This window comes from Yoonia maritima (assembly GCF_003003285.1).
In the GTDB taxonomy this organism is placed as follows: Bacteria; Pseudomonadota; Alphaproteobacteria; order Rhodobacterales; family Rhodobacteraceae; genus Yoonia; species Yoonia maritima.
Map to the genome: position 1 here is coordinate 1 of NZ_PVTP01000013.1, position 12,967 is coordinate 12,967.

The 12,967-nt window shown below is 54.0% G+C and carries 17 protein-coding genes; 6 read left to right on the top strand and 11 right to left on the bottom strand.

The window, feature by feature from the left end; all coding sequences use genetic code 11:
• The first annotated feature begins 203 nt into the window (after positions 1 to 203).
• The 4 genes from CLV80_RS15660 to CLV80_RS15675 all read left to right on the top strand — a co-directional run bounded on the left by CLV80_RS15660 (position 204) and on the right by CLV80_RS15675 (position 1,853).
• Positions 204 to 467: an I78 family peptidase inhibitor gene (locus tag CLV80_RS15660; protein ID WP_106358884.1), complete on the top strand. Its 264-nt coding sequence runs from the start codon at positions 204 to 206 to the stop codon at positions 465 to 467.
• A gap of 207 nt (positions 468 to 674) precedes the next feature.
• Positions 675 to 1,010, top strand: coding sequence for a DUF2794 domain-containing protein (locus CLV80_RS15665; protein WP_106358885.1), 336 nt, complete (start codon positions 675 to 677; stop codon positions 1,008 to 1,010).
• 199 nt (positions 1,011 to 1,209) lie between these two features.
• Positions 1,210 to 1,377: a hemin uptake protein HemP gene (gene hemP / locus CLV80_RS15670; protein ID WP_106358886.1), complete on the top strand. Its 168-nt coding sequence runs from the start codon at positions 1,210 to 1,212 to the stop codon at positions 1,375 to 1,377.
• Positions 1,374 to 1,853 carry a hypothetical protein gene (locus CLV80_RS15675; RefSeq protein WP_106358887.1) on the top strand — a complete coding sequence of 160 codons (480 nt, stop codon included), beginning with the start codon at positions 1,374 to 1,376 and terminating at the stop codon, positions 1,851 to 1,853. The genes hemP and CLV80_RS15675 overlap by 4 nt, the downstream gene beginning before the upstream one ends.
• On the opposite strand, the gene CLV80_RS15680 is transcribed toward CLV80_RS15675, so the two are convergent.
• From CLV80_RS15680 to CLV80_RS15690, 3 genes are all read right to left on the bottom strand, one after another.
• Positions 1,850 to 2,665: a C40 family peptidase gene (locus CLV80_RS15680; RefSeq protein WP_106358888.1), complete on the bottom strand. Its 816-nt coding sequence runs from the start codon at positions 2,663 to 2,665 to the stop codon at positions 1,850 to 1,852. The two genes, CLV80_RS15675 and CLV80_RS15680, sit on opposite strands and share 4 nt — an antisense overlap.
• Positions 2,662 to 4,041, bottom strand: a complete 1,380-nt coding sequence (locus CLV80_RS15685) for a leucyl aminopeptidase family protein (protein ID WP_106358889.1) — start codon at positions 4,039 to 4,041, stop codon at positions 2,662 to 2,664. Before CLV80_RS15685 ends, CLV80_RS15680 begins: the two co-directional genes overlap by 4 nt.
• Positions 4,042 to 4,110: 69 nt before the next feature.
• Complete coding sequence (locus CLV80_RS15690; RefSeq protein WP_106358890.1) at positions 4,111 to 4,527, bottom strand: hypothetical protein; 417 nt, start codon at positions 4,525 to 4,527, stop codon at positions 4,111 to 4,113.
• Positions 4,528 to 4,640: 113 nt separating this feature from the next.
• Here CLV80_RS15690 and CLV80_RS15695 point away from each other — a divergent pair, with 113 nt between their 5' ends.
• Positions 4,641 to 5,288 (top strand): carbonic anhydrase, encoded by a 648-nt coding sequence (locus CLV80_RS15695; protein ID WP_106358891.1) that lies wholly within the window; start codon positions 4,641 to 4,643, stop codon positions 5,286 to 5,288.
• Here the strand turns inward: CLV80_RS15695 and zapE are convergent.
• Positions 5,285 to 6,337: a cell division protein ZapE gene (gene zapE / locus CLV80_RS15700; protein WP_106358892.1), complete on the bottom strand. Its 1,053-nt coding sequence runs from the start codon at positions 6,335 to 6,337 to the stop codon at positions 5,285 to 5,287. The genes CLV80_RS15695 and zapE overlap by 4 nt on opposite strands.
• Positions 6,338 to 6,429: 92 nt before the next feature.
• Here zapE and CLV80_RS15705 point away from each other — a divergent pair, with 92 nt between their 5' ends.
• On the top strand, positions 6,430 to 7,671 hold the full coding sequence (locus tag CLV80_RS15705; protein WP_106358893.1) for an MFS transporter: 1,242 nt from the start codon (positions 6,430 to 6,432) through the stop codon (positions 7,669 to 7,671).
• A 3-nt stretch (positions 7,672 to 7,674) separates the two neighbouring features.
• Here the strand turns inward: CLV80_RS15705 and CLV80_RS15710 are convergent, their stop codons facing one another.
• The 7 genes from CLV80_RS15710 to greA form a co-directional block, all read right to left on the bottom strand.
• On the bottom strand, positions 7,675 to 8,595 hold the full coding sequence (locus CLV80_RS15710) for an alpha/beta fold hydrolase (RefSeq protein ID WP_106358894.1): 921 nt from the start codon (positions 8,593 to 8,595) through the stop codon (positions 7,675 to 7,677).
• 22 nt (positions 8,596 to 8,617) lie between these two features.
• Positions 8,618 to 9,538 (bottom strand): ornithine cyclodeaminase family protein, encoded by a 921-nt coding sequence (locus tag CLV80_RS15715; RefSeq protein WP_106358895.1) that lies wholly within the window; start codon positions 9,536 to 9,538, stop codon positions 8,618 to 8,620.
• On the bottom strand, positions 9,535 to 10,158 hold the full coding sequence (locus tag CLV80_RS15720; RefSeq protein ID WP_106358896.1) for an HAD family hydrolase: 624 nt from the start codon (positions 10,156 to 10,158) through the stop codon (positions 9,535 to 9,537). Before CLV80_RS15720 ends, CLV80_RS15715 begins: the two co-directional genes overlap by 4 nt.
• Positions 10,159 to 10,226: 68 nt before the next feature.
• Positions 10,227 to 10,670, bottom strand: a complete 444-nt coding sequence (locus CLV80_RS15725) for a YaiI/YqxD family protein (RefSeq protein WP_106358897.1) — start codon at positions 10,668 to 10,670, stop codon at positions 10,227 to 10,229.
• On the bottom strand, positions 10,667 to 11,497 hold the full coding sequence (gene fghA / locus CLV80_RS15730; protein WP_106358898.1) for an S-formylglutathione hydrolase: 831 nt from the start codon (positions 11,495 to 11,497) through the stop codon (positions 10,667 to 10,669). Before fghA ends, CLV80_RS15725 begins: the two co-directional genes overlap by 4 nt.
• A 62-nt stretch (positions 11,498 to 11,559) precedes the next feature.
• A complete protein-coding gene (locus tag CLV80_RS15735; protein ID WP_106358899.1) occupies positions 11,560 to 12,468 on the bottom strand; it encodes a hypothetical protein in 909 nt (302 codons plus the stop codon).
• 14 nt (positions 12,469 to 12,482) lie between these two features.
• Positions 12,483 to 12,953 (bottom strand): transcription elongation factor GreA, encoded by a 471-nt coding sequence (greA, locus tag CLV80_RS15740; RefSeq protein ID WP_106358900.1) that lies wholly within the window; start codon positions 12,951 to 12,953, stop codon positions 12,483 to 12,485.
• Between the last annotated feature and the right edge of the window lie 14 nt (positions 12,954 to 12,967).

Here is a 12,967-nt window from a genome sequence, read left to right on the forward strand (position 1 = left end):
TCAAAACCTCACCGGCACGCGGCCCTTCGAGGTTCACTTCCATCACTTCAAGTGGCTTGCCAGCTGCAACAGCGACCGCGGCACGTGTACGCATTCTTCGTCTCCTAGTTTGTTGAAATGACGATCTGCCAAATGGCACGCAACTTCAACCAAGACTTTGTTTTGACTTGCGTGTCGGCGGCGAAAACCTTCATTGTTAGGTCATGAAGTATATCATCCCATTTTTGGTTCTGTCCGCTTGCGCGACAACCACGCCCAGCCTTCCAACTGCCCAGGAAGATACCTGTAATGCAAACAGCCATGCCGCTCTTGTCGGACAGCAAGCAACCGCGCTTGAGAAAGTTTTGATTTTAGGAATGGTCCGGACCATTCGCCCCGACGACATCGTAACGATGGACTATCGTCAAGAGCGCATTAATTTTCGCATTGACGCAAATGAAATCATTACGTCGGTTACCTGCGGCTAAAATTTGAAAAAATAGTCCCCGGCGTCACGAACAAGGTGGGGGCTATGAGCCGCAACACCGGGGTAGCATTTGCTATAAGGCTAGACTCGCAGTGAGTTGTGTTCCGAGTTGGTAATGCCTGCGACGGCATAGCGGTCATTTTGCGGCAAAACAGTGTCATTTAGCTTGTATGCTTGATTTTCAGGGCGTTTAGCGCGACGTTTACATATGACTATTCTTTCCCCCGAACCGTTTTCACATCCACCGCAAATTGCATTTCACCGAACAGAGCTTGGGGTGATTCTTGGATTGTATGGCCGAATGGTCGCAGCTGGAGAGTGGCGCGATTACGGCATATCCTGCCTACGTGAGGTAGCTGTGTTTTCGATTTTCCGGCGCGCAGCAGAACATCCTATTTACCGTATCGAAAAACGCCCAAAGCTGCGTTTGAAACAGGGGCAATACGCCGTCATCGGCATGGATGGGCGCGTTTTAAAGCGCGGTAACGATTTGAAACAGGTTTTGCGCGTGCTCGAACGCAAGCTGATCCGATCAGTCGAATAGAAAATAATATACCTGACTAAAAAAGTCGGATTGACTTTTTAGGCGCTTTCAACGAATGTAGGCGCTGTATCCAGCCACCTGTTCAAACGACAGCTAGCCCGATCATGAAAATGAAAGGACGAAGGCGATGCATCTTCCAGTCTCCCAACCGGGTGGTCGCAGCTCTTCGACAACAATAGTCACCGCAAGGAGCGCAAAAATGTCATTCCACAGTGTCCCACGCCCACAGCCGGCAGCGACCCAAAACCTACCGACTTATAACGCAGATATTCTGACCCAAGATGGCGACCAAGCGCACATCGTGTTGCGCGACCAAGTTTATACATTACGCATCACGCGTGCTGGTAAATTGATCCTGACAAAATGAATATGGCGGCTCGCAAACAGGGCGGCGCAGCCGTCGGTCAATTGTCAGATCAGCCCCGACTGGAAGCCTGCATCGTTCTGTATTTCCGCATGTGGTGCGATGGCCCTGATTCACAGGAGGCCGTATGGAATGACCTTTCAATGGGGTTAGGTCAGGCGCACGGTCGCGCGACACTTAAGACACTAGAGCAATTGTTTGCAATTTGCACCGAACATCGACGCCGCCCACTGATGCGTCATGCAGTCGGATGCAGCTGCCTTGGCGCTGACGAAGCGTGTTTCGCCAACTTTGTGGCAACCGCAACCGAAGGTGATCGCGAAGACGCGTTGTTAATCGCAACTCTTTTGGTGCGTGCAGACATTGCGCCGCTGATCACATCATTGGCGTCTGATTTAGGGCTGGCGTTGAAGACCATGCTGATGCGAGGACAGCCTATGCCACGTGCCCAAGCACCGGCACATGCAACTTTGCACTAAAGGCGACGGCGCGCTATCGGCCCGCCGTGCCCTTGAACCTCGACCCGGGCAATAACCTTTTTTACGGGTTCATAGACGGTCGCCATAGGTGTTGCACTGGCGTGTAACATCGTTTCTGTGTCCACCATCATACCGACATGACCTGTCCAGAACACAATATCACCACGCTGTAATTCACCCTGCACATCGGTTCCAACAACATCGCATTGCAGGTCACTATCGCCCGGACACGGAATTCCGCAGGCAGTCAAACTTGCCGAAATCAATCCCGAACAATCAATCCCACGCGTAGAATCCCCACCCCAAAGGTAGGGCACACCAAAATGTATCTGGGCCACGTTAATTGGATCTAGGAACGGACGGTCCACCGCGCGCAAATGCTTTTTAGAGACATAACCAACGTTCGTTTCCCAAAAGTTGCGTCGTTCATTCAACACCTGAACGCGCGCGGCAAAAGGTAATGCCATCGCAGGTTCAGATTTAAAATCCTCTTCGCTATACGCGTGGGTCGCCATGGTTCCCACGAAATGACTTACGGCAAGGGGTTTCGACAATTGTTCGGACCGCACATAGCCAACATATCCGTTAGCGGCCTGCACAAAGGACCAACCTTGGCGGTCTTCAAAAACGGTGATGATCGCGCCAATTAACAACTGCCGATCACGGGCGCCATCTGGTGTACGCAAAAAGTCTACAACCGGGCGATTGATCATCATCGGCCAGCCAGTAACATAGCTTTCTGCCTTAACCTTACCAGCAAGGGACATCGCCGCAACCCGACCATTCGCGGGTGTTACCCTATGATCGGTCATAGGTTCAGCAATTTTGGCAGTGCTTCAAGTACAGCACGCGCGCCCATTCCAACACCACCTTTCGGGCGGGACGGTGCCGCTGTGGGCTGCCAACCATAAATGTCAAAGTGGATATATGGGCTTTCGATAAAGCGACGCAGGAATAGTGCTGCTGTGATGCTTCCGGCCATCCCGCCCTTGGGCGCGTTATCAAGATCGGCAATGCCCGGTTCAATCATTGCCTCGTAAGGCGCATGAAAGGGCATCCGCCACACGGGGTCGGCAACGACGCGCGCTGCATCGCTAATCGCGGCAGCATGCGCATCGCTGTCCGTGTAAAACGGTGACAGGTCAGGGCCGACGGCGACACGGGCTGCGCCGGTTAGCGTCGCCATGGAAATCACCAGCTCTGGCTTATCTTCATCCGAAAGGGTCAGCGCGTCGGCCAAGACCAATCGCCCTTCGGCATCAGTATTGTTTATTTCAACCGTTAGCCCCTTACGCGACATCAGAATGTCTTGTGGGCGAAAGGCATCGCCATCAATGCTGTTTTCAACGGCAGGGATCAGCACCCGCAGGCGGATAGGCACGCCGAGCCCCATAATCATATGAGCCAGCCCCAACACGGTCGCGGAACCACCCATATCCTTTTTCATCAGCCCCATAGATGACCCCGGCTTAATATTCAGGCCCCCCGTGTCGAAACACACACCCTTACCAACCAACGTCAACTGCGGGCCAGTTTCACCCCAGCGCATATCCAACAGGCGCGGCGCGCGTGACGATGCGCGTCCGACCGTATGAATCATTGGAAAACCCGCTTTGACCAATTCATCACCAAGCGTGACATTCATCTTTGCACCGTGCTCAGCGGCCAACGCACGCGCCGCATCCTCAAGCTCTTGCGGGCCCATGTCCGATGCAGGGGTATTAATCAGATCTCGGATCAGGGCCTCTCCATTTGCGATGATCGCAATGCGGTCCGCATCAATTGCATCGGGCGCGACCAACTGTGCATCAGTCGCGCGGCACGGCGCATAACGGTCAAACTTATACTGAGACAATAGCCAAGCCAACGCCGCCTCTTCTAGGACAGCACCAGCAAGGCCGCTTGCGATTTGATACACACCATCAGGCAGCTTGGCCGCAATGCCACCCATATGAAACCGGCCGCGCGCACGACTGTCCGCTGTCCCATACCCAACAAGCACCTGCGCAATGGCACCATCCGCGTCTGGGATCGCGACAACCTGCCCCAACCCCGCTTTGAACCCTTGCGTAACAGTCCAATTCTGTTGAAAAGCTGAGAGTTCAGCAAGCGCATCATTCAGACCGTCCGCTTCGACCACATGCAGTGGAATTGCGTTCGCAGTGTCGGTGGCAAAGTTAAGCAACATGGGGTGCGTCCTATCACGTCAGTGTTGCTGCTAGATTACCGCGCTGCGATGGCGCCGCAAGTGCAGGCGTCACCTTTGGCGGAAATTCCACACCTCGCTCACGGCAAAGTCAAACGCACGTTCCAGCCGGGCCAATGTCGCCTCTAATGCGATGCCATCGGATTGTTTAAGGCAGGTTTGGATATGACCGGCGGTAATCGCCATTTCGGTAAGACCAATTTGCTCTGCGACCAACCGAATTTTGCGGCACAGCTTTAGCATCACAGCAAAGTTTTGTGCAGCAAGCCCTTGTTGTAACCCAGCCAACTGGGTGGCTAACTCCTCTAACACTCTACAAACAATTTGCTCTGCTTCCTCCTCTGTTTTGGCTGCGAATAAGCGCTGCAAGGGTACCGGATCGAACTGCAATTTGTCCAAACAGCACAAGATAACGACATCATCGTAAGCGTCCCGTTGAAGTGCGAATTTAGTGGTATTTTTTTCCATAAATCTAAATCTAGCGAAGCTTAGTTTTCAGAAGGTTGATAACGGCGTGAAAAACCGCTCGAAATTTCCGAAAATACGAAATAGTTTCGTTCGAAATCGCTAGGGAGCCCGCAATGAAATTCGCCCGCCCACTGCCAGCTTACATGGTCACCCGCTATCATGGCTGGAAAGCAACAACCTATGCAGACAACAAAGGTTGGTATCGTCGCCTTGCTGACGAAGGTCAGCGCCCGCGCGCCATGATTATTTCATGCTGCGACAGCCGTGTGCATGTCACATCAATCTTTGGTGCGGATCAGGGTGAATTCTTTATCCACCGCAACATCGCCAACTTGGTGCCGCCATTCCAACCTGATGGCAACCAACACGGCACCTCGGCAGCAGTCGAATATGCGGTAACCGCGTTAAAGGTGTCGCATCTTGTGATTCTCGGTCACTCAAGCTGCGGCGGCGTCGCAGGCTGCTATCATATGTGTTCAGGCAACGCGCCCGAACTTGAAGAAAAAGGCAGTTTTGTTGGCCGCTGGATGGATATCTTGCGCCCCGGTTTCGATGCACTGCCCGAAGGCGACGAAGAATCGCGTCTGCGCGCGCTGGAAAAAGGTGCTGTGCTTGTGTCCCTAGAAAACCTAATGACTTTCCCGTTCGTGGAAAAGGCAGTCAAAGACGGCACATTATCAATTCACGGTCTGTGGAACGACATCGGCGAAGGCACCCTTGAGGCCTACGATCCAGAAGCCGAAGCATTCGTCGGTATCTAAGTCCCCCAGTCAGCCGATTGCATTTCGCGTAGTCGGCTGGCGGTGCGCTCAAATTCGAATGTGCCCTCACCTTCGAGGTACAGCATCTCTGGTTCGGCGGCCGCTGAACAGATCAACTGCACTTTGCCTTCGTAAAGCGCATCAACAAGTGTAACGAACCGTTTGGCTTCGTTAAAGTTGCTACGCGATAGCGCCGGAATATCTTCGAGAATCAGAACCCGTACCGCGTCGGCCAACGCCAGATAATCCGCAGCGCCAAGGAACCGACCACAAAGGTCATAAAACTTCGCCCGCGCCGTACCGTTGTGATAACCCGGAAGCTCGACCTCTCGGCCTTTGACATGCAAAACCAGCGATTCAGACTTACCATTACTTAGGTGGTCCCATATTTCATTGATCGCTTCCCGCGCGGCGTCATCGTTTGGGGTGAAATAGCTTTGTTTACCGGCAAGACGGTCCTGCCGGTAATCCGTATCACTGACCAGTTCATGGACCACCATCCGTTCTTTTATCAGCGCGATAAACGGCGTGAACAACTGGCGATTCAAACCGTTTTTATAAAGATCATCGGGCGGGCGGTTTGACGTCGTAACCACAACGACACCCGCTGCAAATAGGGCTTCGAACAAGCGGCCCACAATCATGGCGTCTGTAATATCGGTGATCTGCATTTCATCGAACGCAAGAAACCGGACCTCATCCGCCAATTTAGCGGCGACAGGGGCAATCGCATCGTCGACGCCTTGCTTGCGGGCTTCGGTCATTTCAGAATGCACCCACTGCATGAACGCATGGAAATGTCGGCGACGCTTAGGCACATCGACCTGATCATAAAGTAGATCCATCAGCATGGATTTACCGCGCCCAACCCCGCCCCACATATAAAGACCAGGCACCGGCGGCGGCGCCTTGCGGAACAACCCACGCTTAACCGGGGTGGCCAGTGCCGTGCGAACACGCTCAAGCTCGGGAAGGACCGCGATCTGTGCGTCATCAGAATTAAGAGTGCCCGCAGCAACAGCGGATTGATATGCATTTTGAACTGTCATAGCCGTGGGATACCCCGGCACCGCAATGATGAAAAGCGTGTCGGTACAATTGAATAATTGACAATTGTCTGGTGGCCGCGCGAACTGGGCACATGGAACACAAAGCCCCCCTTATCACCCCCGTTCTTGTCGCGGGATGTCTGATCATCATGACCGGTTTCGCGATCCGCGCATCATTTGGGGTGTTTCAGATTCCGATCGCCTCTGAATTCGGATGGCTGCGTTCGGATTTCAGCCTAGCGATTGCGATTCAGAACCTTGCTTGGGGTATCGGACAGCCAATCTTTGGCGCAATTGCCGAGAAAATTGGTGACCGCAAAGCGATCATTATGGGGGCACTGTTTTATGCGGCCGGCCTGCTCTTGTCCGCAGGTGCAACCACACCAGCAGCACATCAATTCTATGAAATCCTTGTCGGGTTCGGGATTGCTGGAACCGGGTTTGGTGTGATCCTTGCCGTCGTAGGGCGTGCAGCATCCGCCGAAAACCGGTCGATGGCGCTCGCTATTGCGACGGCTGCGGGGTCAGCTGGCCAAGTGTTTGGCGCGCCGCTTGCTGAATATTTGCTAGGTTTCATGACATGGCAATCCACCTTCGTCGCGTTCGCAGGCATGATCATGGCCACGCTGCTGGTTCTGCCGATGATGCGCAGCCCTGCCCAAGCAACCAAGGCCGAGCTCGAAGAAAGCATGGGCACCATCCTGATCCGCGCTTTCAAAGATCCGTCTTACACGCTCATCTTCCTTGGGTTCTTCTCCTGCGGGTATCAGCTTGCGTTTGTCACCGCCCACTTCCCTGCGCTTGTCACCGAAATGTGCGGGCCGCTTGAGCAAGGCGGTCTTCTTGCCAGTATGGGCATCACGACAACAAGCAGGCTTGGCGCTGTTGCTATCTCTTTGATTGGACTTGCCAACATCGCAGGAACCTTGCTCGCTGGTTGGGCAGGTAATCGTTATTCTAAGAAATATTTACTGGCTGGAATTTACGCTGGCCGGACGATCATTTCCGCAGCATTCATCATCTTTCCAATTACCCCGTTCAGTGTCATCTTGTTCTCAGTCGGAATGGGCAGCCTATGGCTTGCGACTGTTCCACTGACATCTGGGCTCGTCGCGCACCTATATGGGATCAGATATATGGGGACGCTTTATGGGATCGTCTTCTTTTCACACCAGTTGGGATCATTCATGGGCGTTTGGCTGGGTGGCAAGCTGTACGACATCTACGGCACCTATTCCCATGTTTGGTGGGTCGGCGTCGGCATCGGGGCGTTCAGCGCAATCGTTCACCTGCCAATCAAAGAAAACAGGCCAGCCGCTGCGGTGCCAGCCTGATCTTTAGGAACGTAACGCTTTGCCGATGGCCTGCATTAATTGTGGGCAATGGGTATATGGCATGGCATGGCCAGCATCTGGTACAACCTCTTGCAGGACATCACGGTGCCATTGCGCCATCACGCCCAGCGCACGAATAGGAATGACGTGGTCCTTCTCGGCCCAGATTGCGATTGTCGGTACATCCAACCGAGCAAGGCGGCGATGATCGGCTTCTTGAACTTCTGACAATATACCACGACGGCTGGACAAGACCGCGGGCAAATAGCCACGGCGCTTTAGTTCTTGGCGCTGCGCTGCATAAACCGTGCTTGCCATCTGGCTGTTACCTGAACGCGGGATCGCCTTGCGCGCACGACGTCGCGCGAACACCCCATGCGCCCAATCGCCAATTAGCGGGAACCGACGGCAAAACCGTGAAAACTTGCTTTCTTCGGTCATCACGCCTGCGGGAGCGACAAGGATAACACGTTTAATATAGTGTGGGTTCTCTGACGCGAACGCCGTCGCAATCGACCCACCCATCGAATAGCCAACAAGAGTAATATCCTCAGTCAGCCCTTGATGCTCGAGCATATCGGTCAGTTGTTGCAAGAAAAATGCGCGGTTCTGCCGACCGGATACGACAGCCGACAATCCACGACCGTACAGATCATAGACCAAGACCCGATAGCCTAACTCTCCCAACCCATGTGCAAGACCTTCAACCGCGACCGAAGACGTCGACACCCCGTGCACAACAACGGCAACCGGTCCGCGCACCGGGCCAATCCAACGATAGTGCGTAACGCCTTGGCTTAGCTGCGCCAAATCACCCGTTGTTTGGCCGCGTTCTTCTTCGCTGACTGGTTTGCGTCGCAATTCCAGAATGATGGGCAGAGCCGCCACAAAAACAAACAGCCCCAAGTAAACTAGATACGACATTACTTTCCGTCCCGTTCTTTGGCTAGGTCACGCCCCGCGCTAGCCATGCCGCCAGTATGTAGCGGCTCGTCATCAAATCAAGGTGTGCACCACCGCCATTTTTAAAGAGTGTAATTTCGGCATCATCAGTGCGTACAAATTGGTCTAGCCCATAATAATCCGCCACGATACGGTCTTGGGTAATTGCCCCCGTTTTGAGCGGAATTTTGATCTCTCCGATGTGATCGACCGTAGTGTCAAAGCTATCGACAAATATGCGCGACCGCTGCAACGCGGCGTCATCAACTTCGCGCATATCGGGACGATACGCACCGATAAGGTCAATGTGCTGACCGGGTCGTAGCCATTCACCTTTGATCAACGGCTCGGTCGACATCGTAGCCGAGGTCACAATATCTGCGCGGTTTACGGCCTCGGCAAGGTCTTCTTCGATATAGACATCGGGAAATGCCTCTTTGAACCGATCAGCGCCTTTGGGCGATCTATTCCACACAGTAAACTGCGCATCAGGAAAAGCCGCAGCGTAGGCCTCCCGCAGCCCATGCCCGACTGTCCCGGCACCAACGATCAGAATATTTTTACTGTCAGGTCGCGCCAAGCGACGTGCGGCAAGCAGGCTATCGCCAGCGGTTTTCCATTTGGTGACAAGATGGAAATCGACAATTGCTTCAAGCGATCCATCCTCGTCAGAAAACAAGTTCACGGCACCGCCGACCATTGGCTTGCCGACAGCGCGGTTGCCCGGAAACACTGTCGCGCATTTCACGGCGAGGCCCATCCCGGGAATCCACGCGGATCGATTCAAAAGCGTCTTATCGCCCTCGTACAAAAACACATCCGCGACATCAGCCTTTTTCAGTTTGTGCCCATCGGCCAAGGCATCCGTCAATGCGAGCCAATCAAGCTGCTGTTGCCCCTCAGCAAAAGGGATCATCACGGTCATTGTGCGGCTTCTGGTGTTAGCAGCCCTTCAGCCACCAGCCTATCAGCCCAGCCTTGTGGGTGGGTAAACAAATGGGTTTGCCAACCCCGTTCCGCAGCAGTTGCGATATTGTCCGCCCGATCATCGGCAAACAGCAACCTGGCAGGCGCTATGCCGCAGTCTTCCTCGACCATTTCGTAAATCCGGTGGCCCGGTTTAACCTCTTGCATATGACCAGAGATATAACGACGGTCGAATTCTTTCAGGAACGGATAGACAGGTTCTGCGATTTCAAACGTCTGAATACCAAAATTAGAAAGCGCAAAAACTGGCACGCCAGCCACGCGCAATGCACGCAACAAACGTACAGAATGCTCGATGGTCGGGGTCGCCATGTCGGACCAATTATCATGCCACATGCGGACTTCGTCACGCCATTCGGGGTTTTCTTCAGCAGCAGCATAAATCGTGTCGCGGAAATGATGGCCACGATCCACCAGATCATTGATCCCGTGCAGATCAATATCGGCAAACATAGCCTTGCGACGATCAGCGCCAATAACGCGGTCGTAAAACCGCTCTGGCTGCCACTCAATTAGCACGTTTCCAATGTCAAAAATAACAGCCTGAATATCTGCCATGTTGGCCCCTCATTTTCCAATTAGGGCCACCTTAGCAGTCGCTTACAGGGTGTAAACGCCAGACTTGGCTACCGCGCTGCCTGTCGCACCATTCGTTCGAGCGCGTCTAAGAAACGGGCGCGGTCGGCCTTGCTAAAGGGCTTGCCACCGCCTTGACGGAACGGGTCAGCGGCGCGCATGTCTGCCATAAGATCACGAGTCGCAAGTACGTTGCCGATGTTGGCTTGTGTTAGCGGTTCGCCGTTATGCTTTAGCACCAACGCACCGTTTTCGATGCACCGCGCGGCAAGCGGGATGTCACCCGTGATGACCACATCGCCTTTGGTTGCCCGGTCGGCGATCCACATATCAGCCACATCGGGGCCATCGGGGACCACCACGGTTTCAACGAATGGATTAGCCGAAGGCCGGATGCCGCCGTTAGAAACGACGAACATCTTTAACTTATGGCGGGTACCGACGCGTTCTACTTCGGCTTTGACCGGGCAGGCGTCGGCATCAACGTATATCATGCGTAGAGCGCCTCGGCGTGAAAGTTCACGTGATCTTCCATGAAGGTCGAGATGAAGAAATACGAGTGATCATATCCCTTTTGCAGACGGATAGTGCCCTCTTGGCGTTTTGCGGCCATAGCCTGCGCGAGCGCCTCGGTTCCAAGTAGGTCACCAAACTGATCGTCTGTTCCCGTGTCAATCAGGATTGGGCCATCAAACCCGCCGCCCTGCATCAGGACACTGGCGTCATGTGGTCCCCATTTGGATTCATCCGCGCCCCAATAGGCCGTGAATTGCTTGCGACCCCAGTCACTTTTCAGCGGATTGCAGATCGGCGCAAAGGCAGAGACAGACCGGAAACGGCCGGGCAGCGCCATCGCGAACGTCAGCGCACCGTGACCGCCCATGGAATGTCCACAAATAGACTGACGCTCCATATCAAGCGGGAAGTTCTCGCCGACCAGCGCAGGCAGCTCATCCGCGATATAGCTCCACATCTTGTAATGTTTGCTCCAAGGCTCCTCGGTCGCATCGATGTAGAACCCTGCCCCTTTTCCAAGATCATAGGCCTCGTCGTCGGCGACATCTTCGCCACGTGGTGATGTATCAGGAAAAATGATCGCAATCCCTTGTTCGGCGGCCCATGCCTGCGCACCCGCTTTGGTCATCGCGTTTTCATGGGTGCACGTCAGACCCGACAGGAACCACAAAACGGGAACCGGACCAAAAGCAGCCTCTTCGGGAAGAAAAACCGCGAAAGTCATATCGCAACTACAGGTTTCAGAAGCGTGGGAATAAACCCCTTGGGTGCCGCCGTAGCAGCGGTTTTCAGAAATGGTTTTCATTGCTAGCCCCTTTCGTTTGGTAAAGGGCTAGCGCACCATGACTATCTTGTCACCCGGCTTGCTTATTCAAAGCTGCCTTTCACGCGGGCTAGCAGCATAAAGGCACGTGCCGTCCGGGTTTCAGCCAAGGCAAGCAAATCATCATCGCTGGCGTTGATTTCAAAGGCCGCAACCGTCTGATCAAAGCGACGCAGGAAATGCGACATAGAATCACGAAAGATCGTGTCTTCGGTCATGCGTTTGGCAGTTGGTACCAGATGCGCAGGATCATTCACGCCACCCAGCCCAGCGATACCCTCACCACGTTCACCTTTGGCAAATCGGCGCCATAGTTCAGCTGGTGCCGGATCTGCATGCAGGTCATCCATATAAATGCCATCCTGCGACAGCAGGGTCAGCACATCTTGGCTGGATTGTACGATCTGACGGGCATCAGGGTCACGTAAGGCACGGCGTAGCGCAGCAAACCCTTCGACGTCATCTTCGTTGTCGGGAAAGTTCAGCGCACGCACCAAATCAATATGCGATAATTGCTGGATAGGTGGGGATGGCTCTGCCGGTGGATCAGCAACTGGTGCTGCTGTCTGGGCCCGCAACTCTGGTGGCTGGCGGCGCGCTGCCGCAGCAGGAGATGCTGCCGCCGGGCGCTGCGGTGCGGGCTGTGAGGCGCGGGTTTGGCGCATCGCATCAAGCGCGGCCTGCATTCGAAACGATTCATCACGTGACGCACGATGTGACCGCGCAGCAAAAGCAACCACGGCAATCATCATCACAGGCATGAAGATCGCGACCAGCAACATCACAAAACGCAGACTGTCAAAGCCTGCGTCGGTGAATACTCCCGGCGGCAAGATCAAGAAAAACAGGCTGACAACAACAAGCCAGCCGACCGCAAGCCCCAAAGCGGTGCGGTCAAAACGGGTTAGCCCATCGCCACCCGTTGTCGATCCGTTGGTTGATCGATGCGCCATAACACGGCACCTTTTTACTTATAAATGATACTTAGGATTTCATAACTACGCACACCACCTGGTGTCCGAACTTCGACACTGTCACCTTCGTCTTTACCAATCAAGGCACGTGACAAGGGTGACTGCATATTCAGCTTACCGCTTTCGATGTCGGCTTCATACTCGCCCACAATCTGATAGGTTTTTTCTTCGTCGGTGTCTTCATCGACCAGCTCAACTGTCGCACCAAATTTCACGGTGCCCTTTAGCTTGGCCACGTCGATCACGTCAGCCAGTGAAATTACGCCTTCTAGCTCTTTTACGCGGCCTTCGATAAAGGACTGCTTTTCTTTCGCAGAATGATATTCCGCGTTCTCGGACAGGTCGCCATGCTCGCGAGCTTCGGCAATGGCGCGAATAATTGCGGGGCGCTCAACTGTTTTCAAATGCTTAAGTTCGGCATCTAATTTATCAAAGCCTGCGCGTGTGAGTGGAATCTTATCCATATTGCATCCGCTCC